The sequence below is a fragment of the Pseudomonas sp. Leaf58 genome (assembly GCF_003627215.1).
Taxonomy (GTDB): Bacteria; Pseudomonadota; Gammaproteobacteria; order Pseudomonadales; family Pseudomonadaceae; genus Aquipseudomonas.
Genome location: NZ_CP032678.1, coordinates 766,925 through 792,790 on the forward strand (window position 1 = coordinate 766,925; position 25,866 = coordinate 792,790).

Here is a 25,866-nt window from a genome sequence, read left to right on the forward strand (position 1 = left end):
CCTCTCGGGGGCTAGCCGTTCAATTGGTACTTGCGTTCTCCAGGTGCTCGCCACAGTACGCGATGACCAGCTTTTCATTGATAACCCGAAAGTAGATTCTCAGAGAGTGTTGCGTACCGTAATTGCGGCCCACACCGACGTGCTGAATGAACAGCTGCGGTTCACCCTCATAGGTAAATTCTCGCATAGCCCGGAGCCGTGGCGACTTCATTACAGTGTCGGACTCCTTGGCGGCATAACTCTGTGGAAGCACCGTCCTGGCTTTGGCATCCGGCTGGCCGCTTCGAATGCTGTCCAGGTAGGGATTGATCAGGGTATCGAGCAGCTGGGCCAGTCGATCGGGGAGATTGAAGTTGTCAGCCGCCAGTGCAGATTTGCGGGCGGAATCCAAAATCACCAGGCGGTCAGGATAAATGGCCGAAAAGGTCTCCAGAATCATCAACGGCGTCCTTTTGATGTCCCCCTTGAGCAACCCCAGGACTAGCGATAAATCAGCGTCCGCTTGGGCCGCAGGGGCTTGTGCACCTTCGAGCGCCGCTCGCGCCTGCAGCTCCGAACGCGCTTCATGCAGAGCGGTTTTCAGGCTATCGGTTTGTGCCTCCTGATGAACCCTGCGATCCTTTTCACTCTCCAGGCTCAGGTAGGCTTGCTTGAGCTGATCATTCAACAGGCTCACCGAGGCTTCAGACTCCTTAAGCTTCCCAGTGGTCTCTGCCAGCATCTGCTCCAGGTTGAGTACCTCGGTTGACTTCTCGACGGGCGCACCTTCGACCACTTGCTTGTTTAGCGCGGCACACACCTCCCGAAAAGCATCTAGGTACTCGCCAACGATCTCTAGGAAGGCCTCGGCATCAGCCATGCACTTGCCTTTCGTGGCCGCTATTGATTGCGTCAACTCAAGGATTTCGTCCAACGATCCTGTCTGATTGATCGTCATTTCTGTGAGACGGCTAACGTCCTTACCCATCTTTTTTAAAGAACGCTGAAACTCCCGAAGAAATTCAAAGTTCTCAGAGAGGCATCCGTTTCGGCGCTGCAGAAAAAACCCGATAGCATGAATATCTTTTTCACTAGAAACGCTAATAACGGGAATATCATAGGTGACTACAACCTTTTCCTCTGCAACCTTCCAGGCATTGAGTGTATCGAATACTTTGTAGTTATTGGCAGTGGTGAAGATGCGACTAAACCCTTCTATCACCCCCTCATGTTCTTTAGCGAAAGTTGCATTGAAGAAATTTTCCGATTCACGTCGGTAATTTTCGGACAGGATAGTTTTCTGAGTGAAGTGTTCATGATAATTCACAATGCCCCAAGGGTTATCACCTGGTCGGGCATTATTGAACAGCGCCCTGGCATGATGCTGAACGAATTCTCGGAAAGCACTTTGATCGAAAGGCTTGGGATCTGCCTCCTGTTCGTTCTCCAAGGCCTTCTGCACATCATCCTCGACGTCCATAGGTTCGACGGCAGGCTGATTGACTGCAAGCCAAGGGTAGGATGCCAAAAACACGGAGGTGAATCGCTCAGTGCCAGGTAGGGCCAGGAGAAGATTCAGCGCCAAATCGAGGGTGTCACGCAATGGCTCAGAAATGGATTGGTAAAAATTCTGTGAGGCACATCGCTTGAGGAACTCCATGTTCTCAGCAAGATGGTCAAGCTCCTCTTCCTCTATGATGCCAAGAAGTTTATCGCTGAGCCTGGTTTCTTCGACAAGCTCCCTGCGCGTCACTCTTTCAACCATGGAGGGATGCAGCTCATAAAGGCCTGTAAATTTCTTGCCGTTATCGGAGAACCATCGTGCCAGCGTTACTCGGTTGTCATGGCTTCTGAAGAATATGGCCAACAAGGCTTCGTCAGGAATGTTGTTGATGACGCGTTTGGGAGCAAAGTTTCCACCTGGACTCTTGCGCAATAACGCCGCCATAGTCTTGATTTTCTTTGAATCAACAATTGCATGACGCCAAGCGCGAATTTGATCAGCATCTTTGCTGGAGAACTTTGGCGGAAGTGGAAGGGAATCCACGGATTCTTCAAAGTGACTGAGGGCGAAACTGAGTAATTCATGAAGCATGCCTAGATTCCTCGCTCGCTCATCGCGTAACCCATTGTTACGAAAGCGAGAAATCTAGCATAAATTGAGTGGCTAGCGAAGCCCTTCGCTATCAGTAGGCGTGGCGCAACAGCACCTTTTGAATGGACTCAACCGGCGCCAATGTCGCTTTCAGAACAGCTTGAGCCAGATCGGCGACATTAACGAACCCGGAGTCGTCACCCAAGATCTTACGCGCTTTCACAATCAACGGAGCAAGCGCCACTGAATAGCCTTGAAGCAGCAACTCAAGCGTTTCAAGGGACAGCGCTTTAACCAGGCTTTGCTCGTGACCCTGGTGCATGGCTCGCCTGAGCACCGCATCGACAAGCCCCGGTGTTGCTGTGGTCGAATCAAGGCCATTGAGCAGTTTGTAGTCAAAGTCCCATTCAGGGCCACCATGAATGATGGTATCGGCCAGCGGTAGCTGTGCACCAATTTTTGCCCAAGGGCCTCCATCGTAAAGCATGCACTGATACAGAAGGCGGATTGGCATCCCCATGCTCAGCCAATCCTTGATCTCCACATGCCCCTGGGTCGCGTACACCAGCGCGCCAAGAATTCGAGGGCAGGAGGCGGAGCCAACCAAGTATTGGCGCATTGCCTTGATGGCCGAGGCCTTGTCAAAGACAGGTTGAACAACCTGCTCAAAAGCATCGAGGTCGTTCAGGAGGGAGGGCGAGAATTTGATTACCTTGAATAGCGACTGCTCAAGGGTTTGAGGGCTGGGTGACATAGTGGACTTTATCCTTTTTTAGCGAGGATTTTATGTCTTTCCAGTCCACCAAGCAATTGTCAACACTGCGATTATTGCATATATTGCCAGGTTTCGTGCCGAAGCCCCAATGTTTAGGTCGGCGAAAACTCGACGTCACGCCGTGTCTTGATGTTCAAGAACTCGCGGTGCCCGCCTTGAGGGCTTCGACGTCACAATTTTTGATGGTCGCGTCAGGGCGATCGCCTGTAATTTCATACAGCGTGTAACGACCAGGCTCTTCCGAGAGGCATTGGTCGGGCTGCACGATCACAAACGCCTTGTCGTCCAGCTCGACGGTGTGGCCTGCCCCATTGACCACATCCATAAACGCGATAACCCCTTGCGTGAGCTTCATGGGTTTGCTGGGATCCAGGCGCGAAAGCTCATCGAGACCCAGGCAGCCGATCCATTCCGGGTAGACATAGTTGGAACCGCAATTGTCCAGCAGATCCACCAGTTGATCCTTGGTGATGACAGGCGGCAGATCAGCCTCAATGTCAAAGGTGTGCTTCATCCAGGCCCTGATTTTATCATCGTCCTTGTAGTCAATTTTCATGAAAGGCATGAGTATGCGCAGACTCATCCTCAAGAGCTTGGCCAGGCCATCGATTTCGGCACTGGGCCCATGCTGGCCAAAGGAGTCAGGGTACAGCAACAGATCATCCAGGTCGTAGGCTCTTCCTGACTTATGCATTGCGTGGTACATGGGTGAAAACGACAGCGGAATGTTAGGGTTGCCGAGCATATCGAAAATTTCTGAATCATCCAATTCCGACATCTTCTCTTCAACTGCATTCCTGATCGCCTCCCAAATCTCCTCGTCATCCGCCACGGGGCCATCCACCTCCGCCAGGATATCCAGCAGATCCTCGTGCAATTGATAAAAGCCTGACTGGTGCAATGCTTCTGATTGGCAATCAATGCAGTCTGAGTCCTCAAATGCTTCGGTGAGCACCCAACCCAGGGTATTTCGAAACGTGGTGTTGGCGCGTTGCTCGACAGTCAGTGCCCGGAACTCCTGAATCGCCCGTGGCACTGCCTCTGCCACTTTTAGCAATTCTTTGTCCCCGAGTCCGTCGCGGTCTCCCTGCCACTGAGTCGTATAATGCTCGCTGGCAAAGTCATCGATGAACGGTTGTAGCGCCTCTAGCCAGCTGTCGCTGGAAGCGGGGTCTGCGACAGTGTATTCATCATTATTGAAGACAAAAACATGGGGCTGTGACATAGTTTTCTCCTGGGCTTGCCTCATTATGACCAGCGCGCTTTTTCAGCCGCAAGAATTCTTGCACTGGGCATGGATCATTCCTTATTCTGGGTTTATTGAATGATACACCCGGACAACCTACATGCATCTGCTACTCACCCCTATTGACCTGAATCCAGACCTGGGCGGCTATCTACTCAAGTACGCCGATCGTGAGTTCCTCACCAACGCCCTGGCTCAGGAAGAATCGGCCCGCGCCCGTGATGCAGGTCTTGAGGATGAGCCTGGGTTTCTCAACGTTTTGAACGCACTTGACCTGCAGAATCTGCGGTGCCTTGCCTATGAGACGGCGGCCACAAACGCCGCCCCATCAGACCCTGCTCGCGAGCAGATCCTGCGCATCGATCGTGATGGCGTGTTCCAGATTAGCCTGGCAGACGTGTACCTCGGCAAAATGGTGCATGCGCTGCAAAGCCTGGCTGTTGCACTGGGAAATTCGGCGCCGCAATCAATTGATAAGAAAAGCGTCATGTGCCTTCTGGGCCAGGAGACCAGGCCGCTGCACCTTGGGGCTGACCGTCTGGTCATCCGCAAGGGCGGCAGCCTCTGTCTCAATGATGGGGCGGAGATGGCAGTGGCCAGGCGGCACCTGACACTCCTCAACAACCTCTACAGCCAGTTCAAGGCTGCTGCTCTCACAACAAGAAACTCGGATCGCCACGCGACCAGAGACATGGGGATTAAATGATGCACCAAGGCGAACACATCAAGCGTTTGGTTTTGGCCGACAAAATGCCCACATTTCTCTCCAGGGTCGAGAGAATTAACGAGAAATTGAAAAGCGGTGGCCTGCCGATCATCAAGATTACCCATGGAGACAGCACTATCAGGGCCATTGATGTTCCAGGCTTTGGCGCGGCCCGATTGCCCATGGTCGAGATCATGATCACCAGGGAAGCGACTTCTTTGTCTGCCGGCGCCGTGCAGTTGCTGGCCAAGACCACGATCGACGCCAGCCTGGGTACCCGCGCCCTGCAGCATCGAACCTACGGGGAGCTGACTGCGGAACAACGCGAGCGCGTTGAACACCCGGCAAACCCCGCTGCGTGCGATCATTGCACCTCGAACCGTAACCGCGCCTATATCTTCACCCTGAACACGCCAGGCGGTGTCATGCGCGTGGGCGGCGGGTGCATGAAGGACTTCATGGGCTTTGACATGACCCGCTGGGCAGGAGCGCTCAACGACGTGATCGAAGAGGCTGAAAAGCTGTCTCAGATCACCTTCAGCGAGGTCAACGAGCACGAAGTCATTCCACTGCGCCTGTTCCTTGGCGAAGCGGTGAAACTGGTGGCTGAGCACGGTTACCAGAAGCGCGAGACGGGCTTCCCCACGGGCGAAGCGGCCTTCGAAATCTGCCAGGCGCTGATCTGCGACAACATTGAAATGGAAAGTCCCGAGGTCAAGGATCGGGTCAGTGCGGTCATCGACTACATCAAGGACAGTGAGTACCGGGAGAAAGACAAGCACCTGGACTACTTCGTCAACCTGCGCACTATGGTGAATGTCGGGCATTTAACGCTCAAGCAATCAAACCTCATCGCCAGTGCCGTGGCGTCACTGGATCGCCACCAGGCTGCGCTGCGCAAAGAGGAGGAACACAAAGGCATCGCCGAGACCTTCGTCGGGCAGACAAAGGATCGCCTGGTGCTGAAAAACCTCAAGCTCCATTCCGTCAGCCACGGCAGCAACCTCTATGGGGCCACCACCACCTTCAGAATGACCGATGAAAATGGGGCGTACTATCAGTGGAAGGCGGCAGGCATTTTTGACATGGAAGCCGGTGGCATGGTCAACCTGATTGGCACCATCAAACACGAGAAGTTCTACTCCGGCTTCTACAAGAAAGAGATCTGCTGCAATTCCCTCTCGCGTTGCCAATTCCTGACCCCGGAAGAGGTGCTGGCCCTGGAAAGCAAGAAGCCGCGCAAGAAAAGCGCGGCTCCCAGTGTTGACAACAGTCCTGCCCCTTGAGGGTCAGGACTTTACCAAGCGCATCATAGGTTCTGGTGGGCGGTTGGCCATGGCGTTTTTGATTTCAAACACCAGAGTTTCGCCAGCTGTCATCTTGCTCAGATGCTCCATCTTCAGGTGACGCATCTCTTGTTGCGTGCCAGGATCCAGTGCAGCGGCAGACAAGGCGAAGATCGGTGTATCCACGTTCATGGATTCCGAGCGAATGTGGCGCGTAGCCTCGGTGCCGCCGATTTTTGGCATCATGATGTCCATCAAGATCACATCGAAGGCCTGTTCTCGGGCCAAGGCAATGGCTTTCTCGCCACCCAGGGCAGTGACCACTTCCGCCCCATACCCCTCAAGACTCTGACTCATGACATCCAGGTTGGTCTGATGATCATCCACCAGCAACACCTTGACGTCACGCAGGGTTTCGTTTTCGGTGACCCGCAGCAGATCCAGGAAGTGACCCCGGTCGCGGTCTTCACGTCCGCCGACATTCTGCTTCTCGGCGAGTTGACCGATGAAGGTGATCATTTCAATCGACTCAACAAACCCGAAGTCCGCCTCTCCACGGGTGTAGACCCCCTCAACCGCATCCGATTCCAGCGTGGGTTCGAGGCTGATGACATAGTCAAAGCCTTTTTCCTTGAGCTCGGGTAATGAGAAGCCGGCGAATTCACGGAACTCACGGGAGGCCACGCGACGGACGACCAGGATGCGCTGCTGCTCAGTGAGCGACGGAAGCAGTGCTTCCAGCGCCTCGATGCTACCCGCATCGTGACAGCTCCCGTCGAAGTTCAACAAACGAGACTTGATTGACTTGCGGAAGCTGTCACGCGGATCCAGGATCACAAACTGTGCATTGAGTTTCTTCAGGCGCGCCTGACCACTGCTCTGGTCAACCGACTGGGCACGGGCACGAGTCAGCGGGATTTCAACCCAGAAGCGCATACCGCCCTCTGGAAGGCGATCCACGCCACGTTTGCCACCCAGTGCAGCCACATGCTCGGAAACGATAGCCAAACCCAAGCCAAAGCCATTGTGCGAGCGTGTGAGGGCACTTTCGACCTGGGAGAAAGGCTCAAAGATGAATTCCAGCTTTTCCTCTGGGACACCAATGCCAGTATCCTCGACGGCAAAGCGAATCCAGGTGGTGTCTTTGTTGGTCAGTTCGGACTGGCCAAGAATGACCCGGACACCCCCTTCATTGGTGTACTTGATGGCGTTGCTGATGTAGTTGTCGATGATGTGCCCCCAGCTGTTGTCACACGACTCAACCTGATTCGGCACCTCGCCATCCACGATGAAGTCGATGTAGAGCTCGCGGGCATAAGCCTGACCCGAAGCGCTGGAAACAGCGCACTCCACCTTTCGGAACAAATCGAAGGAGCCGATGACCGGTGCCCTGGGGTCGCGTCTGTTCTTCGAGAAATCGAGCACGTTATTGATCTGCTGATCGCCTTTGGCCATTTCGCGAATGATCAGATCCACGTTACGTTTGAGGCTCGGCATCGAATTGACCACGGGGTCGCGGGCAATGTTCAGCGCTGCAGTCTTGCTGGCATAGAGCGGTTGGCGCAGCTCGTGGCTCATCAGGTTGATGAAGTTGTCCTTGATCTGATTGGCTTCGTTGGCCTTTTTCAGCAGCTTGGTGAGGGACTCCGTGGCCAGGGCAATGGTGGTCTCACGATTATTGAGCTCCTCGGTCATGGCGTCTTCCTTGTCATAGTAGCTGCGGACAAGGGCTTTCAAGGAGTTGACCAGGTCATTCATGTCCCGTTGATGCGTCTGGGGGAAATCGCCGTCCTTGAGGCGCATACGCTCCTCGCCCTCGGGCTTATTGAGCTCGGCGCGCAATTTGCGCATTAGCAGCAGCAACTTCTCAAGAGGGTCAGTCATGTGGTGCTTGATGGCAGCAGTCAGCGACAGGCTGAACAACGCCAAAATTCCGACAACCAGCATGATGATTGCAATCTGGTTAAGCCTTGGGCCAACGATGTCGGACAGATCCATGGTGATCAGGACGGAGCCAAGACGGCGATTCTGCTTCCCCGTGCTTTCGAGACTTGACTGGAAGTCATCGCTCTTGACGTCGAAGGTGTAAGATTTGTGGAGCAAAGGCTCTGCGCAAATGCTGCACAGGGTTGAGAAAACCTGCAAGGTCAGACCCTTGTGCGACGGCTCAGAGTCCACGCTCAACTCACTGGCCTTGTCGCCAGGCACCACTGGATCGACTTTCAGGGACAACCGCATGACGGCGGTGTCCTTGAGCCCGCTTTCAAGGACACGCAAGGTCTCGGCATCATCACCTGTGGTGATCGGCACCAGAAGCTTCTCGGACAGCGCCTGGGCGATGCGCTCGCCTGTCCGGTAGGCTTCTTCACGAACGCCGTCATGAAGAGAGTAAACCTGGGTCACGAGAACGACCAGCGTGAGGAGCAAGGTAGTACCCATCATCGATCGGGTAATCAATCCCTTGAAGCGGGTCTTCTTTACAAGATGATTGGCTAAGGCGCGCCAAGGCATCTTATCTGCGAAGCGGCGATAGTTCTTAACGATCATCAAGTCATCCATAGTGCACAGAGTTGGCCAGGCACGGGCCTTCCGAATGGCGCATTTAGCATGGTGAAGTGCATGGGTGGTCACGCACTTCGTTCACTAATCCTTGTCGCCTAGATGACGAACAATGCAATCTTCGCTCAGTTTCACCCCAGTGCTAATCGTTTGCGAGAACCGTCAAAAAATTGTCTGCAAATTCAAGCATCTGGTGGAAAGCAAGCGTTCGCGTGGGGAGTATCCTCATATATTGAAAGGTCGTCAAGTCTTTTGGCGCCATTAATCCGTCTTCACAATAGTTATCATTCACATGGAGACAGGATGGTGGCTATTCGCTATAGATCGAGTTAGCAGTAAATTAGCAAGCTGTACATTGATACAGTGTTTACACTGTATGTACATCCAGTAAAGCGTCAAATTTACCCCTTTATTTGCAAAATTGACCGCATTTGGGAACTCATGGGGTTGTCAAAAAGTCAATGCATGGCTATTGTTTGCATCGACTCCCAAGCAAAAAAGCCTTAGGTTGTCGTCGCTCATGATGGACGGAGCGAAGCTCGCAAAAGGATGGGCTCCGCAGCAATGTAACTATCATAGAAGACCTAGGTATGATCAATTCAAGACTAAGCACAAGGCCGTTTGCCAGATCTCGTGAAGAGAAGCTGGTGTCGGCTGCCGACGCGCTTTTGAACATGGCGATTGAGCGTCAATATCTTGAAGACATCTGCTCGGCTCTGCTGGTGCCTCATCAGACTCAGGGTTGGCATTTGTCGATCCAAATCCGAGCGCAGGGCGATTCAAACTTTTCCTGGGTAAACATCTACGGCGACAGCAGCGATTTGCTGGCAAAGTTGGATATGACGGTTGGGGTTGTTCTTGAGTCAGGTACCCCATCCCACCCAGATGCTCTGAAGGACTGGAAGAAGCAGATTGCGGCGTTCTACAACACCCCAGGCGAAAGCCTGGTCTTGAAGATTTCCTAAGCGCTTGTTTCCATCAAAGCCCCGCAAGGGGCTTTTTTATTGGACTTTTTCCGGAATGCCGATGGCCTTGAGAAACAGACTGCTGTGCCCTTCCCGCTTCGCTTCAACGATGATTTCCCTGAAGAACTGATCCAGATCAGGGCTCTTGAGTAGCATCCTCAGCAGCTTGATCTTCTGCCCGCTGGCAAACTGCTCATTGGCCACGACGTTGCGAAAACTCGTGGGCGTATCCTGCATGGCAATGAGCACGGGCATCTTGAGCGCCGAGCAACACAGCATCAATTGATCCAGACACTTCTCAAGGTCATCGTGCAACACAGAATCGGGCTGAGCATTTCTCATGGGATGGCTTCTGATTGTCAATATTCGTTATTATGCTATAAAATCCAGGTAAAACAATAAATGCAAAAGGTTCTCGCCCATGAAAAGATTCTACTCAGCGCTCTGCGCCGTCTCCATGATGGCCATTGCTGGCTCAGCCATGGCGGGAAATGGCACGCTCCTGAAGAGAATCGACGTCAAGTCGTATGAGGGATACCTCCAGGTGACGCCAGAAGACTCCAGTGAGGGCAATTTCGACATCAATTTCATCCGCCCGGCGTATGACTACCAGCCTACCACAGCCGGAGCCATGGTGGGACTGATCCAGCTAACTGGGGGGATCAAGGCCATCAGTTACAGTATTGATCCGGCTTGTCGGGGCGAAATTGTCAGTAAAATCGGCCTGCAGCAGTTCGGCGGAGACCGGGTGGGCTATCTCCAGACTCGCTGGACTGCAGATCCATTTACTGAGAAATTGACACTTGAATCTTCCGAGTTCCAGCAACGTGGCGGATTTGTTGAGAGTGTGAATGCCGGCAACATCAGCGGGCGCTTGAGCAAGGGTCAGACCATCACCATCAAGCTCCCCGCTGGAATGAATTACGTGCCTGGCGACATCCTGGTGATGGAAGACATTCGTTACATCAGCAACGTAAACGAATTCAGTTCCTGCCTGGTCAAAATCAAGCAGATTCGTTGATCAAAGGCCAAGATCAGCCCCCAGCACACCCTCCAGAACGGAGGCGCTCAGCAAGGACTTGTTGAGCGTATCGGTTTCATAACCCAGTGCGTTGATGGTATTCAGTCGCTTATCATTGACTGCCAGGCGGCTCAGGTCATCCAGGGTCAGGTTGCTTTCTATGATCTTGCCGGTGGTACTCCCAAACCGCTCCCACTCCATCTGCGTCCAGTATTTTTTAGAGAAATAAATGAGGTCTAGCAGGATAAGGCCCGCTTGAAGTTCAGGATTGAAGGCGTGGCGCAAAGCCTCTCTGAAATCCTGCGCCGATTCAAGCTTACTCGTCAGGATCAAGGTCATAGTCTTGATCAAGTCCAACGTTGGCTTACTGTACGTGTCAGCTTGAGGAGCATCTCCCCAAATATCAAATGCCGCGAAATGCTCCTTAACCAGCCAGCGCGCCAAAGGGACATTGGCGCCCCCATTCGGATCGAACGCCTTGAGCTGCCTGAAGAAAAGATCCAGGTGCTTGGCGTCTGGTGTGTCCAGCAGGTCATCGACAACCGCTTCAAAAACCGTATCGGCCAAGTCGACGCTGACGCCATTGTCCTCAGTGGCGCCCTGCAACAGCGCTTGAGCCATTGCTGCCAGCCCAGTGATTTCACCAATTTCACAATTAATGCCTTGCTTGCACAGCGAGTAAATGGCGTTTTTCGCGAACGGAAGGTCGCCAATTTCGTGCTGTGAAAAAGTCTTGAAAATAGACCTGGCGATCGCTTTCGCTGCCCCGGCATCAAGCGGCTCATCGTCCTCAAGGCCCGCCACCAGTTGCTGGAGCTCATACCCCTCCTCAGGAAGACGAACCCCAGCGTTCACCATTGCCGCCACACACGCGAAGTCATGGCGCTCAAACGCAGCCTTCAGTACTCCCTCAGGATCTTCGAGATCCAGCTCCAGATTTTGCTCAAGAGTTCCCATCTTCAGTCAGCCGCCATTGCTTGATCACCAGCCGAATATAGGGCCGGAAGGGTTCATAGACATTTTCACTATATACCCCCCAGTTGCGCAAAATATAGTGCGCTGTTTTCCCTGAGCCGACAGAATCTATCACCGCCAGGGCGTCCAGCTGGTTTTTCTTGATCCAGTTTTTGATGGTAAGCTTGGTGACTGACATCAGCCGAGCCAACGCCACAGAATGTGCAGGCCCCGCTTCTTCCAGAATCAGCAGGAACAACCCCATGTCGAAGATCGAAGCGCCATCCAGCGTGGGCGCCCCATGCTCATTGAGCTGATAGGATTCAAAGAACGGGAATTTAGTCCGTAGCTCCCGCGCCAACTGGATCATCGAATGTTCTGTGCTCATGGTGGTTGTTCACTACTTTATTGGCCAGTGTCAGACAACGGTTAGGTTTCAATTGCATCCAAGACAAACGATGCATAGCAGAACGGGTGCTTCACGCCAACCGCCTCAGAAAAAGCCTAGCCGCCCTGCGGGCGAATACAGCGACTGCCCTCGGGGGTCGCCACACTGCTGGGCACGCCGCCACTCCTGGTGGCGAAAAGGCATGGAGCGGGAATCGATTAGCAAATAAATAGCTATGGCATGATTTAAACGGAGTATACCTATCCTATACCGAGCGAGCAAACACAATATTCGATTATCAAGCATATTGACACCACCCAAGGCCATGGTATGATTGATAAATGCTCCAGGCCCCGATGGTGAAACTGGTAGACGCAGGGCACTTAAAATGCCCCGCCGAACGGCGTGCAAGTTCGAGTCTTGCTCGGGGCACCACAGCAATGCCCAGATGGTGAAATCGGTAGACGCGGCTGATTCAAAATCAGTTTCCGAGAGGAGTGGGAGTTCGAGTCTCCCTCTGGGCACCACCCCATAATTCCAGCCTTTAGCTCCATTGGTAGTGCGGTTTTTTTGCCAAAACACTACCAATTAGTGCCACTGTAGCTCAATTGGTTAGAGCGACCAACTCATAATTGGCAGGTTTCGGGTTCGAGCCCCGACAGTGGCCCCATACCCAATGAAATCAGACACTTAGCGCAAAAAGCTGGCGATTTATGTTTGCGCTGATCGTGAGCGCCGCCCGGCTCTTGGCTCACCCCCACCCAGAATCCAGACCCCCTGAGCCCACTATAAAAAACCCGCCGCAGCGGGTTTTTGCTATCACGGACACATCAGAGACTCAGGTCATCTTCCAAAAGGCCAGCGATAGCCCGCTCTCCGATGCAGTGACGAAACTCGGGCGCCAGCTCGTGGATGACTTTGCCCAGTAGTGCTTGTGCGGGTCGATTGGCGTGCGCCATGAGATCGCGCACATAGCCATCCCCCTTGCCCTCCAGCAGCGCCTTGACCCTGCGCTTGATGACTCAGGCTGCTCCTTTGAGGAAATAAGTTTGCCGCAGGCATTGAGTGTGGACAAGGCGACCGCAAATTGGGTTTTGGTTCGCAAGTGACCTGGGAAGTCGTCACTGCTGATGTAATCGCTGCTCAGGTAGCCGCTGACTGAATCGATGTGGCTCCAGTTGTGCGCCGCCCCACTGTTCAGCATATGTCGCTGCATCAGCGCTCGCCCCAGGCCTTTTGGGTCGGTGACCAGCGCCATCAGAGCATCACGGGCAGGAAGGAGCAGGTGCTGATCTTCCGGGTTGGCATGAGTGTGCAGGTGCACCAGGTTAGCGAGGATCTGGGTGCACGAGGCGGGAAAGATCTTCAATGAGCCGTTGGTTGCACACCTGGAAAGGCTCGGAATGAAGTTTTCCAGGTAGGTCGCCAATCGCTCTGTTGCCACCGTCATGCCTTGCCCTAGGGTCTCCAGGGACGCTCGCTTCTTGAGGGCATAGATCATGGCATTGAACAGGTTCTCATCGCGGTTGATGATGACCCGGTTCATGAACTTTACCAGCTCGGGATCAAGGTCGATCTTCATGGAACCATCACCCATGTACATCAACCCCTGCACCCATGAAGTGATCGGCCTTTGTGCCGTCACTACAGACAGGTCGTTGCGAAGGACACTGCGATGCAAGCACTCAAGAATCGCCACAGAGCTGTCAAAGATACGCTGTGTGCTCCCGACATCCGATCGCCTGGCGCTCTCTTCCAGCAAGGTGTCGAGCCAGTGGAAGCCACCCACCGCATCCAACTGCTCACTATGGTTGGAGTTCGAGCTACAGACATGCTCCTTCATCACCGCCGCACTGTGCCCCACCAGGCTGACGTAGAGCTTGAAATCCTCATCGGTCAGTTGCGCCGAGTAGCCCGACATGGTGATGATTCTGCGCCGACTATCAGCGCCAAGGGTACCAACCTCGTCACAGAGGACTTCTTCAGGGAGAGGCTTGAACGTTTCAACCAGGCGCTGGATATTCGCTGATTCAAAAACCGAATGATCAATCACAGCCCCAACTCCCTGCCCAAGGCCTCTTCAGCCTCACGTTCGTTGAGAAAATCCCCAAACAGGTCAACGCGGCTGAAATGTTCGGCGATGACTTTACGGTGCCGGGTGGGGATCTTGCCCATCACGACCTTCCAGTCGACCCGATCGGCTGTCTGTCGCTCGAACGACGCCCATTTCTGGGTACCCAGGCTGTCGCTATATCGCCCCAGCCCCTGGATCACCTTGGCAATCATCACATTCGCACAGGCCCTGGCCTCCGCGCTTTCGGGCGGCAGATGATTGATGCAGGTCGCGATCTTGATGAACGTGTCGAGCACCCGGTGGGCATGATCGTTTTTGGTGATCGTTTTCACGCCCGAGAAGGGGGCGAGCGCAACGGCTGGTGAGTAAGACGCAAGCCATTGCCCCAGGTGCGACGCGCGCCGCCCAATCAACTCATCCAGCACGGCGACGTTCTCAGGCGCCGCCGTGGCACGCAGCTTGCCCAAGTATTCGAATTGCTTGACCCAGCGGTCGACTTCCCGGACATCGTCGTAGAACTGCCAATGAGCGCTCTTGGCCAGGTTGCCCAGGTGCTGCTTGCCTTCAGCCGAAATAGCGGGATGCTGAGCCAGGGTTTCCAGGGTGTGCTCGTAGAATGAGTTGAAGACCACGCAGTGCTTGTCCGACTCATGCTTGATAGCCAATGCCTCATACAGCTCAGCCGCATCCTCTGCCGGCACCACTTGGCAGAGGGCATGGTACAGGCGCCCTTTGAGCAGGGCCCTCATGTTGTCGGAGTAGTCAACTCCGATACCCTTGAGGGCCGGCAGCAGATACCCCAGAGTATCTCGGTTAATGTCGCTGGCTTGGCCTTCCTCAATGGTCGTTACTAAGCCCTCCAGCAAAATTGGCACTTTGTTCGGATGGATGTAGTTGATCAGCCGCCCCATCAGCTGCTCATCCAGCGCCATCTTGAACAGTCGTCCCGACCTGGCGGCAAGGAACCAGATTTGCGCGTTGGTCTCATCGAGACTCTCTGCCTCCAACGCCCACACCACTTTTATTTCTTCTGGCGCCCTGGATTCGGACTGACGCTTGCTTAGCGCTGCCCGTAAGGCAAGTCGCTGGGGGAAGTTTGGGGGGTAGTTTGACATGCTAAAACCCTAAATCGTGCTCAAGGAGCTCTGTTATGTTGGATTCTGACAGATCATTCAGCGATTTGGGGTTGAAATCACGCAGGTAGAGGCTCAAGTAAACGCCATTGTGACGTTTCAGCAACTCCTGGCACAATTCCAGATCCACGACGCTAAACAGGCTGTTTAGCACCTCGATCAAAAGCTCATAGCTTGAAGATCGGCCATATTGAAGCAGGTGGCCATACTGAGCTAGCAAGCCGGCAAACAAATGAGTGACGCTACGGTTGACCTGCGCTAAATCCAAGTGTGTACTTACATAGTCCACTGTCACAGCGCATGAACGCAACCTGATTCCTTTATCTTCGCTGCGCACGCCCTTGAGCTGGTTTTGATACGATTTGACTGGCCTCTCCCAGGCACAGGCAACCAGCATCGCCACCTTGTGAGGGTTGAAGAAGCTGATGTCTGTGCAAATGGAGGGCAAATCCTCCAGGCGTGTGGTGACGAACCACGCTAAATTTTCGAAGAATTCACCGCTACTGATCATTCCCCGATTCGCTGCAAGACGGCAACAAATGCTGTACAGAGGGCGGGTAATTTTCTGCTCGATTCTGGATATGCCTTCGGCATCGAGCCTGCCCTCCTCTGCCAGGACAACCACCGGCATCAGCAACCAGGCCAGATTGCTGAGAAAGTCCGTTTGAGTATTGTTGGCCAGGTACGCGCCAAAATGCTCCAGATCGACGCCAGGGCCATTGGAGGGCGGGTTTGCAAAGGAGAAGCAGAGGGAGGCCACCAAGGAGAGCCTGGGAGCAAGCTTGAGGCGCGTATAGTCGGCGATGCAGTGGTTGGCGAGGCGGGCCATCGCTCCAGCCCCCTCCTCGTCCAGATCGTGGAGCATCAGTGTCTTGACGACCAGGTCTTCGGTATCACTGGAGACTCGGCAATACCCACCGGGAGCAAGGCTCAACAGATCAATCAGCAGGGTGATCGGGGGCGGGGTTTGCAGACAAAGTTTTCGCACCGCAGCATCGAGTTCGTCGACAAGCGCATCGCCTGGCCGCCATTCTGGCCGAACGGATCGATCAACTGATTGCAGGTGGAAGTGAGCATCAAAGACATTGCCAGCTGAAACGGCCTCCAAGGCGGCCAAGTACCCTGCAGGAAACGATTCGCTTGGAGTCATGAGCAAGTCTTCTTGAATGGGCCAGCAGGGCTCTGTAGCGCATTCTGGCCTGATTAAACCGACAACCCATACCGTACAGGGTCTACGCGAGGCTCAGCCGCTGGTGGGACGCTATGGGGTGCTAGAAGCCACAAGCTCCCATTCACCCCTGTCCACTAGCCAAGCGAACTGATCACGCAACCGACCTTTCTCACCAGGCTTTCCACCGGAACCCCGGAGGCCTGGAGGGCCAGGATGTCCTGCTCGATATCCTGCAGGCCATTCTTGACGGTGCGGAGGTACTTGATGCTCTTGCGCTGCGCCGACCCTGCCGAAATGGCGCCAAGCTCAGGGCGTATGTCGTAAGGCTGAACGCCCAGGAAATTGGACAGCGCCAGCAACGCCTTCTGGGTCAAGGCCCGCTTGCCATTGAGGAAGTTGGTCAGGTTTGACGGATCGATGTCCAGCTTTTGGGCCACGTTGGCGCGGCTTTCATGCACCTTGTGATCACGATTCCACAGTGACCAGGCGGCAACCAAACGCAACCAGGCTTCATGGTCTGCAGTTTTGGGGAGCGGGGCATAGGCGACAACCCCCTCCTCCTCGCACAGCGCCAGAATGGTCTTGCCGGCCATCAGGTAGTGTTCATGGGGCGATGGCAGCGATTGCGGACGAATCTTGTGGAGCGCGTGATCTTTTGGCAGCCGGATCCAGATTGAATCGATGGCTTGGCCGAGCGATTGTGTTGTCATTTTTCAAGGCCCACCGGATTGCAGGATTTTACAACGACACCGCCTTCGATCAGGCCGTGCCTGGAGTCTTCCTTAAAGTAGCAGTTGCCGGAAACCGGGTCGTGGTAGAGGTACCAGACCGAGTCTTCCTTCCAGGTCATGTTCATCAGGCGTGCGCCGGCTGGCAGGCTGATGGTCATGGTGCCGCCCCATTTGCGAGCAGCAATGTTTTCCAGAACACCCACCCACAGGAAAAAGGCCAGAACCGCTACCCCGGCGCCGGCAGAAACACCCAGGGCGATAGCGCGTGCATCGGCGGGCTTGCTGCGTTTGACCCGGAAGACGAGGTAACCCAGCCCGATACTGAGTGCAAGAACAATGAGGGCATACACGGATTCAGTCACGGAAACTCTCCTATTGGCAATACCCCGAATATATCGACAAACTGGCAATGTGTCAATTTATAACTTAATCGAAATGAAAAACCCCAGGCTTACGTCCTGGGGTTGGGTGAATCAGCGCAGAATGCCGGCTTTCTTCGCCTCTGGAATCCAGCTCGGATACTCATTCATAAGCATGGAATAGAGCAAGTCATCGTCGACTTTGGCAGGGTCTTTGACCGCGAAGAAACCGGCGTTGTCTACGGTTCTTCCCTCCATTTCGTCGAGCCCCATGAGGAAGCCGAAACCGCTGCTGGCTGCCCGGTGCGATCGCGCAACCGGGGCAGGACGGCTGGCAGGCTGGTCGTCGAGACCAAACAACCTGGCAAAGAACCCTTTCTTTGCCGAGGGCGCTGCTGGAACCTGCTGATCAAAGGCGGTAGCATTGATCTCAGGCAGATAATCAGCTCCCAAGGCCATGAATTGCAGGAATATTGGCTCATTGGACATGGACTTGATCTTTCGCTCAACCGCGCTGGCGTCTTGCGTTTCACCGTCCGTCACGAACATCACATATACCGGCTGGTCACTGTCAGCGTATTTCTGGCTGAGCATGTTCAGTGCCTTGAGGTATTCGGTGCCACCCTCCAGCTTGTGACGGGCGCGTATCGTTTTCACGCAATTTCGGTAATCTTGGGCGTCAGAGCCGCGAGTCATGCCGAATGAGCCGACGTCGTAACAATGCACCCCAAAAGCGAGACAGTCGACCTGCCCATCGTCATCGAACTGGAGGCCAAGTGCCATCACTTTCTTCACAAGTTCGTCGATCTTGCCGGAATCGTAAAGATCAGACATGCTGGCGCTGATATCCAATACAAGGCAAACCCGAGCCACGTGGTCGCGCATCTGGATCTTGTCCAGGGACAAGGCGGTCTTCTTGTAGAGATCCACGAGTTCAGGCGCTTCGCGTTCTACTTTTTCCAAGCTGATAGCAGCCATATTTCACTCCATGGCCCCGGTCGTCCAGGGCTGGTCAGCAAGGCCGGGAACCCCGGCCAGCGGATTTAAAGGATGCGAGCCTGCTTTGCCGCAACGAGCCAGTGTGGGTATTCGCTCATAAGCAGGCTAAAGAGCTTGTCATCGTCGATGGCGGCTGGATCGGCCACGGCGAAAAACCCGGCGTTGTCAACGGTGCGGCCTGGCAGGGTGTCGAGTTTGGCCAGGAACTTGAAGTCGGTTTCGAAACCAGAGAAAAGACCACCGAAGAACCCTTTTTTCTTTTTCGCACTCGCCTCGCCGGGCATGATATCTTGCCCAATGGCCACGAAGGACGTGAATATTCTGGCGTTGGACATGGCGATAATTTCGCGCTCAGCCAGCTCCGGTTCGCTGGTCTCACCGTCCGTGAAGAACGCCACATACACGGGGTCGGTGCTGTCACGGTACTTGTCATGAATCAGGCGCAGCGCTTGGGCATAGCGGGTGCCGCCTTCCAGCGGATGACGACTGAGCACCGTCTGGCAACACGATTTGTAATTTTCCAGGGTAAAGGTGCCGACCTCGTAGGCGTAGTTACCGAAGGCAAAAACGTCGATCGATCCATCCAGATCGAATTGCAGGCCCAGGGCCAGCACCTTCTTCACCAGTTCCTGGACTTTGCCGGACTGATACAGGCCAGACATGGAGCCCGAGATGTCCAGGACGAGGGCAACCTGGGCGCGGTGATCACGCAGGTTCACCTTGTCCAGGCAGATGGAGGTTTTCTTGAACAGATCGACCATCTCGGGTGCTTGCTGTTCAAGCTTTTGCAGACTGATAACGCCCATGGGTAATTTCCTTGGTCTGGGGCCTGAGCCCTCAATTAATCAATAAACCGTAAGCGAAGCCATACTTATGCCTGAAGCACAGATTTTCAAGCCCCAGCCTCGCGCTTAGGTGATGCTGCAATGGCTACCCTGTCAGACCAGGGCTTCGCTCAGCTTTTTCTGCAGCGCACGCTCATCGTCGCCAGCCACGCCACGGGAGTTGCTGGTGGCCATGATCCCGGCAAACTCGATCAGCTCACGGCGCCAATGCGGCTCTTTCACCGAATCGGCAATTTCCGCGATGCGCTTGTTGACTTCCAGCAAGCGCGAGGTCGAGTTGGTGTAGGCCTTCTGCAGCTCGCCGATGATCACGCCGTACATTTCATGTGCATCAGCCGGCGTCAGGTGCTGCTGGATGCTGCGGTGGCCAGCAATGATCTGACTGGACTTCTCGACCTCACTGTCCTCGGCAGAACCGTCAGCCATAGTCATAAGGGCGGAAATGGTGATCAGCCCTCTGGCAAAACGCTTCTCAGGCGACAGGGCTGCCGGTGCAAAACGCTTGGCTTGTTCGGCAAGGTTCTTGCCCAGGTTGGAAAGAAAACCCATTGTGAAACTCCTTACTCAGTGATGAATTGGCAGGTGGAAGTAGAAAGCGTCGATACTGGACTTGGCATTAGTCCTGCCCTGGCAACCCTTGCTCGTTCGGGCCCATGCTGCTGGCGGTGCCGAGCTTTGCCCGAAGCTGGCTAAGCGCCTTCCCAACGGCCTCGGCGTGCCCCTTGTCGGTGTCAGTGGCGTGTAGCATGTTACTGCCGAAATCCAACAACTCCTGAACACGTTCCTGGTCGATGTTCTCGGCCACCACAGTAACCAGTCGAAGGATCTCGATCTCCCGGTTACCGGACTCGCTGTTCTGCCATGTCGGGTACTGTTGCTCTCGCATCTGTTGATACAGCTGTTTCAGTGGCTCCATCTGCCGGTAAAGCAGCGCGTAGCAATTTTCAATATTACCGTAACTCGCTGCAAAAACCGGATTGCTGTGGAAGAGCTGATCAATCAGTTGGGATTGCTGTACCGTCATGCGGGGAGCTGCGCCGGCAAGCACGGCTGCCGCTGCGATCAGCGCGTTGGCATGCCGCTTGGGCTTGCTGACCACTGCCGGCAGCACCTGCCGAGCCAGCGTCAGTGACGTGGAAAGAATCTGGTCGAATCTGGATTTCATGATCTGTCCTCAGGCAGCATGGGATTTCAGAATGCTCTGAACAGTGCACGGCTTTCTCTGCGCAATGAACTGAATCATCTTGGCCCAGTGATGATGCGTCGCCGGCTCGCACATGCTGCCATTGAACTTGAACACAGCCGGTGCATCTTTGGCCAGAATGGCCTCGGCTTCTTCGATTTCCATGTCGGTCGGCATCAGCGCACGCTCGATCACGTCAAGCTGATCCGGGTGAATTGCGGTTTTGCCGATCAACCCGTGCGAGCGGTCGAGTGACACTTCCGCCTTTAGCATGTCGGTGTCGGTGAAATGCTCGAACACAGGCGCGGTGAGCATGAAGCCCAGCGGACGGAACACCGTGACCAGGTTGGCAATCGTGGCGCCAAGCGGCGTAGTGTAGATCGTGGTGTTGCGGGGGCGGCGTAGGCCCAGGCAGTTGAGCAGGTCGTTGCCGCCGATGCGCAAGGCAATCACCCGGCTCGACAGAGCCCCCTTCTTCAGCAGCATGCCCAGGAGCTTCATCGCCTCGGCGTTGAAGACTTCCGCCGTTTCCAGCGTGGGCATCACGCCCAGTAGCGGATCCGCGCCCTCCATCGCATCAGACCATTGGCCGATGTTGCCCATCTCGAACTTGGGTAGTACAAAACCCGAGGCGCGCTCGATCGACTTGAACTCCAGGAGCGTTTTCAGCACTTGGGTGTTGCGTGGCCGAATGAAAATCTGGACGCCGTCTTCTTCGAAGGTTCGCATAGACATCAGGGCTTCGCGAATATTGTCCAGAGCGCGGACGACATCGTGCTCGGCCACCGCATCTTCAGTGCAAATCACCAACGAGCGGGCACCGGTCTTGGCGGTGGCGACAATGGCCTTGAGGTCAGGATGGGTGCCAGGCACGTACATCGTAGCGCCCAGAGAGAGCGCCTGGCGCTCCCTGAATGTAAGCTCGTTCATGGAATGGGTCTCTCGGAATGGGGGGTCGCTCGTGGGCCCTGAGGTTTATTCGTTGTTCAGTTCTTTGATCAGCGCAACCGCCTGGATTTTCATTTCCGGCAACACGCGCACGCGCACGTTTCGCGCTTTGGCAAGCATCAGCAGATGAGCTACCGCAGGCTCCGAGGGATCCCGCACAATGAGCGCTTCCGGCATGCGCCGCAGCAGCACGCGGCTCGCTTCACCAAGACCCGGTTTGATCTTGTTGCGATCCACGGCATGCTCAAGGTGGCTGATCGTGCGCAGCAGCTTGTGCATTTCTTCCGCCACGATGGACGGCGCACGCACTTTTTCGAACGCGTCCAGGCCAATCTGGCGCAAATCCAACGGGTTGTCATGAATCAGTTGATCGACCAGCCCCATCATGTGATTGACGAAACTCAGGCTCCGATCGTGCTCAGCCAGGTCAGCCAGGTAAACGCCCCCATGCATTTGCGGGACGTTGTTTTCCTGGCGATACACCGACCGCGAGATCAGCCCGGAAATCGGGGCATTGAGCAGGCAGGTGGGCACCAGGGAATCCAGGCGGGTGGCAGCAAAGTTGGCCACGCCCGCAATGTCGCTCAGGACAAACAGCTCATCCTTGATTCCGGGGTAGCGGTCTTGCAGCGCTACAATCGACGCCGACAGTTCGCGGCGGATCACGCCCTTTCCCGTCCACCCATCGACAAACACGAGGTCTTCAGGCGCGTGCCCCAAGGCCATGATGTGATCGATGGCCACGCTGTCCAGGCCACGGTCACGCACAATGGACACGGCAAAGTGCGGGGCCTGATAGCCGTAGTGATTCAGAATGCGCTTGAGCACTACGCCCACCGGGGTTCCCCCGCGCACCAGGGACACCAGCACGGGACGCTTGCGCGACGCGGCGATCATGCCCGCCAGGTCAAGCAGCTGGCCGGCTAGCGCCTGGCCAAAGTCGGCGACTTGCTTATCAAACAGCTCCAGGTAGGCGCCGCCCGGCTCTTTCTCACGAGAAAGCATTTCGCTGTAGTGCGTGCCCGACTGGATGGCCGCTTCCTTTTCCTCGACGGACAGGAAAACAGGTTCCACAGGGTGCAGCAGCACCTGCACGTCGTCTTTTTCGTAAGAATGCTGCAGCATCAGAGTGTCTCCTTGTCCATTTCCTTGCGCGCCGTCTCGAAGGCAGACAGGGCAATAGGGCTTTGAGTCGGGGCCATCATGAAGTGGCCGTTCTGCATGAATTCGAGGTCGGTGATCGAGTCGCCGATGCACACGTTCACTGGATTCTGGATGTCCAGAAAATCACGTGCACGATCAAAGCGGCTGTCGCCCAGTCCGTCGACCAAGGCTTGCTGCAGGCGCTTGACCGCTTTGCCTTTGGACACAAACGTCGGCCACAAACACACCGAGTCCGCCGTTTCATGCAGCACGTAAGCACCTGCCATACGCGCAATCGGCTCAGCAAAGCGCACGCGGCAAATCTGCTGAAGCTCTTTCACCCGCTCCGGATCATCGTGCGTGACGGAGAGGACGATGTAGAGCGGCAGGTGCAGCTTGCCCAACTGGATCATGTCGATGCGAATCGAATCGAGCAGTCTGCATCACGCAGCCGGCTTTCGATCTGCTCATAATCCTTGGTCAGGCGGCGAATATTGGCCTGCACCTGGGACAGGTACTCATCCTGCCAGCGCTCGACCGCATGCCATTGCGCGTCGCCGTTGTTGTCTCGCACCAGCAACGTGGCACCCAGGTCAGTCAGGGCCAAGTCGTATTCGCGACCGGTCACCCAGCCTGTCACCCGCTCCATTTGCTCGTGAGAACGCGCAGTCACTGGAATGACATAACCGTTGCCAGCCATCAGGTTGAACAGGTGCTGTTGATCAGGCCTGGCATAGCCCTGGTGTGCACCTTTGCTGTCTTCGGTCATCGGGTGGATGCCGGCAGGGTCGGATTTGAGACTCTGAAACAAGGTGTGATCCAGGTCGGAATAATAAACGAATGTAGGAGTGGCATTGAGCATGGTGGAAACCCTCTTTTCCTCAATATATGGCTTAATTGACAAAGTGTCAACGCCGCCGAATTAAATCGGCGCGTTAATAATTGCCAACCTGTCACAGGTTATGACAAACATGCCCATTCTTTCATTGAGATTGGGATGGCGCCATCCAATTGAGCGCAAAATTCGATGATGCGCTCATCGAGATCACGTTCACACAACACGATGATGGCCCCGTAGGTGCCTGGCGCCAGGTTGTAGAGAAAGTGGGCAACGCCATCACCCAGGGGGTCTGGAACGCTGAGCGCATGCTCGATCGCACCGTAGACCATTACGGGAGAGCGGGTCGTCGATTGCACGAAGCAGGTCGCGCCACGCCGCTCCAGCTCGCGAGCCACCAGGTAGGAGGCGTGCATGAACTCACCTTGGCCCAGCACCAGGATCGGCTTGGTCGCATCGTTGCCCAGGGCCAGCATATCCAATTTATCTTTAAAGGATGCAGGTGCCTGCATCAAGCCCTGCAGACCCATCCTGCCCCACTGGTCACTGAGCTTGTCGGATGCCAGCATCGGCACACCAGAAGACACGGGAGGTACGAGCGTCAGTGGCTTTGCCTGGAACTCGAACGAGCCTTTGAGCAGGTAGCAGCAGGGCCGAAGGGTTTCTTTGGACAGGCAGGTCAGCGTCACCCAGACAACCCGCTCCAGGTTTGGCATTCGGGTGCGGATCGACTGCTCAAGGTTCAAGAACGTGCGACCTGTCGAGACTTCATCGTCGATCAATACCAGAGTTTTGGCCTGTTGGAACAGATCGAGCTGCTCGCCCTGCGGCAGGTACATCCACTGCTCAGCAGCGTGTGAATGTTCCTCGCGGAACTCGATGCGCGGCGCAGGGCCCATGTCATAGCGCGTCGACGTGAGGAACACCCACGGGTTGTCGCGCCCCAGGCGCTCAAGCGCCGCTTCGTAGACGCCGTGGCCCAAGCCCGTGGCAGTCTCCGCCATGGCGGCGAACACCGTGGGCGCGCCTGGTTCGATGTGCGCCTGCAACTGATCCACCAAGGCCTCATGCGCCTCGCGAATCAGCGCTGGGCGGGTGGGGATATGTTTGCCCAGCAGCTTGCTGACGAACAGGAAGCCGCGCTTGGGATTGATCCTGGCGCCTACCCCCATGCACTTTTCAAATGACCAGGGGCTTTCACTGACGTGGATGGTGAGGCTCCCGGTGGGAAGCTCCAGTTGAAAGGACGCTTGATCCTGTTGTGCCGATACTGGGGCGAGCATGGTGGTTATCCTTCTACCAGAGAGGGGAAGCGACGCAGGGGAACATGGATGATCGAGGCATGTACACGCGTACCGATCACAGGCGCGGGAACTTTGTCAGCACTGCCGCCCGCAGTCAGCTTCAACCACCACCAGGGCAGGTTTACGCCGGCACGCACGCTCATGCCGGTGCCACCGGAGAAGCGAGGGTTGATTTCCAACACCTTCAGCTCACCCTGCTTGTTGCGCAGGAACTGGGCATTGAAAACACCTTTGAGTTTGAACACGTCAACCAGGGTGCGGCAGTAGTCCAGCAGGATTTCGTCCTGAACGATGACTTGCCCCCGGTTACCCCCCTGTTTTTCACGGGCCACTGCCGTCACCAGCTTGCCGTCCCAGGCCAGGCAGTCCACGGAATACTCGGGGCCGCCGAGAAACTCCATGACCATCCAGTTGCTGTGGCCGTGCTGCGAGCCGTTCTGGTGCGCCAACGCGCTGAACTGCTCAGCTTTGATGATGCGACGATCAGGATGGAACAGTTGCTGATGGGCGTCGGGGGTGACGGCCAGGCGGAAGAAGCCTTGACCATAGATCCCGCGCACCGGCTTGACGCAGATAGGGGTATCCAGATCATGATCGTCCGACATGGTCGACAGTACGCCCTGGGCCACGCCATCCAGGCCATTGGCGTCGCCGTCATTCCAAATGTCCCACGCGGGCAGCATGCGCTGCTGACCGTGCGCCGCCAGTGTTTCATAGAACGCCGACTTGTCATCGATCGCATCCCACGAGGATGCCGGACAGCCGTAGACCAGCTGGACACCCAGGGCGTTGAAGCGTGCCTCTGCCTGGGTCAGGGTCTTGAAGTGATCTCCCACCACCAGGCGATCGATTTTATGGCGTGCCGCGAAGGCCAGGGCCCACTGCACATACGCCTCACCGCTGACGTCGGGCTCGGCCTCACCATGATCGGCTTCGGGGAACCCGACAAACCAGGGGTTTTTGTGGGTGCAGACAATCTTGTTGATGAGCCGCTGTTCCACGAGCAGTTGATCTTCTCGCTCGCGAATTGCACGCATGATAGCGGTGAGGGAAACGCCGCTGTTGAACCAGACATTCAGCTTCATTGGTGGATTGCTCGTACGGGAAATAATTCAAGCCCGTAGAATATGGCATAAATTGTCTTTTTGGCAATGCCAATTTATG

The 25,866-nt window shown here is 55.4% G+C and carries 26 protein-coding genes and 3 tRNA genes; 7 read left to right on the forward strand and 22 right to left on the reverse strand.

Annotation, left to right across the window (positions count from 1 at the left end):
• Positions 1–19: 19 nt before the first annotated feature.
• From DV532_RS29415 to DV532_RS29425, 3 genes are all read right to left on the reverse strand, one after another.
• Positions 20–2,074: a hypothetical protein gene (locus DV532_RS29415; RefSeq protein ID WP_056797985.1), complete on the reverse strand. Its 2,055-nt coding sequence runs from the start codon at positions 2,072–2,074 to the stop codon at positions 20–22.
• 91 nt (positions 2,075–2,165) lie between these two features.
• The gene (locus tag DV532_RS29420) at positions 2,166–2,828 is read right to left on the reverse strand and encodes a hypothetical protein (protein WP_056797982.1); all 663 of its coding nucleotides are present in this window, start codon (positions 2,826–2,828) and stop codon (positions 2,166–2,168) included.
• A gap of 154 nt (positions 2,829–2,982) precedes the next feature.
• Complete coding sequence (locus DV532_RS29425; RefSeq protein WP_120715520.1) at positions 2,983–4,074, reverse strand: hypothetical protein; 1,092 nt, start codon at positions 4,072–4,074, stop codon at positions 2,983–2,985.
• Positions 4,075–4,195: 121 nt separating this feature from the next.
• On the opposite strand from DV532_RS29425, the gene DV532_RS29430 reads away from it, so the two are divergent.
• Both DV532_RS29430 and DV532_RS29435 read left to right on the forward strand, forming a co-directional pair.
• Positions 4,196–4,801: a hypothetical protein gene (locus tag DV532_RS29430; RefSeq protein WP_056797976.1), complete on the forward strand. Its 606-nt coding sequence runs from the start codon at positions 4,196–4,198 to the stop codon at positions 4,799–4,801.
• Positions 4,798–6,087: a hypothetical protein gene (locus DV532_RS29435; RefSeq protein ID WP_056797974.1), complete on the forward strand. Its 1,290-nt coding sequence runs from the start codon at positions 4,798–4,800 to the stop codon at positions 6,085–6,087. Before DV532_RS29430 ends, DV532_RS29435 begins: the two co-directional genes overlap by 4 nt.
• 3 nt (positions 6,088–6,090) lie before the next feature.
• Here DV532_RS29435 and DV532_RS29440 read toward each other — a convergent pair whose 3' ends face one another.
• Entirely contained in the window at positions 6,091–8,634 is a 2,544-nt protein-coding gene (locus DV532_RS29440; RefSeq protein ID WP_236707490.1) for a hybrid sensor histidine kinase/response regulator, read from the reverse strand.
• A gap of 602 nt (positions 8,635–9,236) precedes the next feature.
• On the opposite strand from DV532_RS29440, the gene DV532_RS29445 reads away from it, so the two are divergent.
• Entirely contained in the window at positions 9,237–9,611 is a 375-nt protein-coding gene (locus DV532_RS29445) for a hypothetical protein (RefSeq protein ID WP_056797968.1), read from the forward strand.
• 36 nt (positions 9,612–9,647) lie between these two features.
• On the opposite strand, the gene DV532_RS29450 is transcribed toward DV532_RS29445, so the two are convergent.
• Positions 9,648–9,953, reverse strand: coding sequence for a hypothetical protein (locus DV532_RS29450; RefSeq protein WP_056797965.1), 306 nt, complete (start codon positions 9,951–9,953; stop codon positions 9,648–9,650).
• A gap of 79 nt (positions 9,954–10,032) precedes the next feature.
• Here DV532_RS29450 and DV532_RS31055 point away from each other — a divergent pair, with 79 nt between their 5' ends.
• Entirely contained in the window at positions 10,033–10,632 is a 600-nt protein-coding gene (locus DV532_RS31055; protein ID WP_056797962.1) for a hypothetical protein, read from the forward strand.
• On the opposite strand, the gene DV532_RS29465 is transcribed toward DV532_RS31055, so the two are convergent.
• A complete protein-coding gene (locus DV532_RS29465; RefSeq protein ID WP_056797958.1) occupies positions 10,633–11,589 on the reverse strand; it encodes a hypothetical protein in 957 nt (318 codons plus the stop codon).
• Positions 11,576–11,974: a hypothetical protein gene (locus DV532_RS29470; protein WP_156675884.1), complete on the reverse strand. Its 399-nt coding sequence runs from the start codon at positions 11,972–11,974 to the stop codon at positions 11,576–11,578. The genes DV532_RS29465 and DV532_RS29470 overlap by 14 nt, the downstream gene beginning before the upstream one ends.
• Positions 11,975–12,324: 350 nt before the next feature.
• Here DV532_RS29470 and DV532_RS29475 point away from each other — a divergent pair.
• From DV532_RS29475 to DV532_RS29485, 3 genes are all read left to right on the forward strand, one after another.
• Positions 12,325–12,409, forward strand: a tRNA-Leu gene (locus tag DV532_RS29475).
• 7 nt (positions 12,410–12,416) lie between these two features.
• A tRNA-Leu gene (locus DV532_RS29480) sits at positions 12,417–12,501 on the forward strand.
• Between the two features lie 66 nt (positions 12,502–12,567).
• Positions 12,568–12,644, forward strand: a tRNA-Ile gene (locus tag DV532_RS29485).
• 168 nt (positions 12,645–12,812) lie between these two features.
• On the opposite strand, the gene DV532_RS29490 is transcribed toward DV532_RS29485, so the two are convergent.
• The 15 genes from DV532_RS29490 to DV532_RS29560 all read right to left on the reverse strand — a co-directional run bounded on the left by DV532_RS29490 (position 12,813) and on the right by DV532_RS29560 (position 25,787).
• Positions 12,813–14,027 carry a hypothetical protein gene (locus DV532_RS29490; protein ID WP_120715521.1) on the reverse strand — a complete coding sequence of 405 codons (1,215 nt, stop codon included), beginning with the start codon at positions 14,025–14,027 and terminating at the stop codon, positions 12,813–12,815.
• Positions 14,024–15,163: a hypothetical protein gene (locus tag DV532_RS29495; protein ID WP_156675883.1), complete on the reverse strand. Its 1,140-nt coding sequence runs from the start codon at positions 15,161–15,163 to the stop codon at positions 14,024–14,026. The genes DV532_RS29490 and DV532_RS29495 overlap by 4 nt, the downstream gene beginning before the upstream one ends.
• Position 15,164: 1 nt before the next feature.
• The gene (locus DV532_RS29500; RefSeq protein WP_056797947.1) at positions 15,165–16,331 is read right to left on the reverse strand and encodes a hypothetical protein; all 1,167 of its coding nucleotides are present in this window, start codon (positions 16,329–16,331) and stop codon (positions 15,165–15,167) included.
• A 155-nt stretch (positions 16,332–16,486) separates the two neighbouring features.
• Entirely contained in the window at positions 16,487–17,062 is a 576-nt protein-coding gene (locus tag DV532_RS29505) for a helix-turn-helix transcriptional regulator (protein WP_082476783.1), read from the reverse strand.
• Complete coding sequence (locus DV532_RS29510; protein WP_056797942.1) at positions 17,059–17,445, reverse strand: hypothetical protein; 387 nt, start codon at positions 17,443–17,445, stop codon at positions 17,059–17,061. Before DV532_RS29510 ends, DV532_RS29505 begins: the two co-directional genes overlap by 4 nt.
• 111 nt (positions 17,446–17,556) lie before the next feature.
• Positions 17,557–18,420: a VWA domain-containing protein gene (locus DV532_RS29515; protein WP_056797939.1), complete on the reverse strand. Its 864-nt coding sequence runs from the start codon at positions 18,418–18,420 to the stop codon at positions 17,557–17,559.
• Between the two features lie 65 nt (positions 18,421–18,485).
• Complete coding sequence (locus DV532_RS29520; protein WP_056797938.1) at positions 18,486–19,247, reverse strand: VWA domain-containing protein; 762 nt, start codon at positions 19,245–19,247, stop codon at positions 18,486–18,488.
• Positions 19,248–19,379: 132 nt separating this feature from the next.
• Positions 19,380–19,835: a hypothetical protein gene (locus tag DV532_RS29525; RefSeq protein ID WP_056797934.1), complete on the reverse strand. Its 456-nt coding sequence runs from the start codon at positions 19,833–19,835 to the stop codon at positions 19,380–19,382.
• Between the two features lie 67 nt (positions 19,836–19,902).
• Positions 19,903–20,451, reverse strand: a complete 549-nt coding sequence (locus DV532_RS29530; protein ID WP_056797931.1) for a hypothetical protein — start codon at positions 20,449–20,451, stop codon at positions 19,903–19,905.
• A 9-nt stretch (positions 20,452–20,460) separates the two neighbouring features.
• The gene (locus DV532_RS29535; RefSeq protein WP_082476782.1) at positions 20,461–21,399 is read right to left on the reverse strand and encodes an HpcH/HpaI aldolase/citrate lyase family protein; all 939 of its coding nucleotides are present in this window, start codon (positions 21,397–21,399) and stop codon (positions 20,461–20,463) included.
• A 45-nt stretch (positions 21,400–21,444) separates the two neighbouring features.
• Positions 21,445–22,542, reverse strand: coding sequence for a cysteine protease StiP domain-containing protein (locus DV532_RS29540; RefSeq protein ID WP_056797923.1), 1,098 nt, complete (start codon positions 22,540–22,542; stop codon positions 21,445–21,447).
• Positions 22,542–22,973, reverse strand: coding sequence for a hypothetical protein (locus DV532_RS29545; RefSeq protein ID WP_120715522.1), 432 nt, complete (start codon positions 22,971–22,973; stop codon positions 22,542–22,544). Before DV532_RS29545 ends, DV532_RS29540 begins: the two co-directional genes overlap by 1 nt.
• Positions 22,970–23,422 (reverse strand): hypothetical protein, encoded by a 453-nt coding sequence (locus tag DV532_RS29550; RefSeq protein ID WP_120715523.1) that lies wholly within the window; start codon positions 23,420–23,422, stop codon positions 22,970–22,972. The genes DV532_RS29545 and DV532_RS29550 overlap by 4 nt, the downstream gene beginning before the upstream one ends.
• A gap of 98 nt (positions 23,423–23,520) precedes the next feature.
• Entirely contained in the window at positions 23,521–24,681 is a 1,161-nt protein-coding gene (locus DV532_RS29555) for a phosphoribosyltransferase domain-containing protein (protein WP_056797917.1), read from the reverse strand.
• A gap of 5 nt (positions 24,682–24,686) precedes the next feature.
• Positions 24,687–25,787, reverse strand: coding sequence for an ATP-grasp domain-containing protein (locus tag DV532_RS29560; RefSeq protein WP_056797915.1), 1,101 nt, complete (start codon positions 25,785–25,787; stop codon positions 24,687–24,689).
• Positions 25,788–25,866 lie beyond the last annotated feature (79 nt).

Coding starts and splice junctions, on each gene's coding strand:
- DV532_RS29430 (WP_056797976.1), top strand. CDS start 4,196: ATGCATCTGCTACTCACCCCTATTGACCTGAATCCAGACCTGGGCGGC.
- DV532_RS29525 (WP_056797934.1), bottom strand. CDS start 19,835: ATGGGTTTTCTTTCCAACCTGGGCAAGAACCTTGCCGAACAAGCCAAG.
- DV532_RS29550 (WP_120715523.1), bottom strand. CDS start 23,422: ATGCTCAATGCCACTCCTACATTCGTTTATTATTCCGACCTGGATCAC.
- DV532_RS29560 (WP_056797915.1), bottom strand. CDS start 25,787: ATGAAGCTGAATGTCTGGTTCAACAGCGGCGTTTCCCTCACCGCTATC.
- DV532_RS29435 (WP_056797974.1), top strand. CDS start 4,798: ATGATGCACCAAGGCGAACACATCAAGCGTTTGGTTTTGGCCGACAAA.
- DV532_RS29555 (WP_056797917.1), bottom strand. CDS start 24,681: ATGCTCGCCCCAGTATCGGCACAACAGGATCAAGCGTCCTTTCAACTG.
- DV532_RS29415 (WP_056797985.1), bottom strand. CDS start 2,074: ATGCTTCATGAATTACTCAGTTTCGCCCTCAGTCACTTTGAAGAATCC.
- DV532_RS29520 (WP_056797938.1), bottom strand. CDS start 19,247: ATGGGCGTTATCAGTCTGCAAAAGCTTGAACAGCAAGCACCCGAGATG.
- DV532_RS29425 (WP_120715520.1), bottom strand. CDS start 4,074: ATGTCACAGCCCCATGTTTTTGTCTTCAATAATGATGAATACACTGTC.
- DV532_RS29420 (WP_056797982.1), bottom strand. CDS start 2,828: ATGTCACCCAGCCCTCAAACCCTTGAGCAGTCGCTATTCAAGGTAATC.
- DV532_RS29500 (WP_056797947.1), bottom strand. CDS start 16,331: ATGACTCCAAGCGAATCGTTTCCTGCAGGGTACTTGGCCGCCTTGGAG.
- DV532_RS29465 (WP_056797958.1), bottom strand. CDS start 11,589: ATGGGAACTCTTGAGCAAAATCTGGAGCTGGATCTCGAAGATCCTGAG.
- DV532_RS29540 (WP_056797923.1), bottom strand. CDS start 22,542: ATGCTGCAGCATTCTTACGAAAAAGACGACGTGCAGGTGCTGCTGCAC.
- DV532_RS29445 (WP_056797968.1), top strand. CDS start 9,237: ATGATCAATTCAAGACTAAGCACAAGGCCGTTTGCCAGATCTCGTGAA.
- DV532_RS29440 (WP_236707490.1), bottom strand. CDS start 8,634: ATGATCGTTAAGAACTATCGCCGCTTCGCAGATAAGATGCCTTGGCGC.
- DV532_RS29495 (WP_156675883.1), bottom strand. CDS start 15,163: ATGTCAAACTACCCCCCAAACTTCCCCCAGCGACTTGCCTTACGGGCA.
- DV532_RS31055 (WP_056797962.1), top strand. CDS start 10,033: ATGAAAAGATTCTACTCAGCGCTCTGCGCCGTCTCCATGATGGCCATT.
- DV532_RS29545 (WP_120715522.1), bottom strand. CDS start 22,973: ATGATCCAGTTGGGCAAGCTGCACCTGCCGCTCTACATCGTCCTCTCC.
- DV532_RS29535 (WP_082476782.1), bottom strand. CDS start 21,399: ATGAACGAGCTTACATTCAGGGAGCGCCAGGCGCTCTCTCTGGGCGCT.
- DV532_RS29505 (WP_082476783.1), bottom strand. CDS start 17,062: ATGACAACACAATCGCTCGGCCAAGCCATCGATTCAATCTGGATCCGG.
- DV532_RS29450 (WP_056797965.1), bottom strand. CDS start 9,953: ATGAGAAATGCTCAGCCCGATTCTGTGTTGCACGATGACCTTGAGAAG.
- DV532_RS29470 (WP_156675884.1), bottom strand. CDS start 11,974: ATGAGCACAGAACATTCGATGATCCAGTTGGCGCGGGAGCTACGGACT.
- DV532_RS29530 (WP_056797931.1), bottom strand. CDS start 20,451: ATGAAATCCAGATTCGACCAGATTCTTTCCACGTCACTGACGCTGGCT.
- DV532_RS29515 (WP_056797939.1), bottom strand. CDS start 18,420: ATGGCTGCTATCAGCTTGGAAAAAGTAGAACGCGAAGCGCCTGAACTC.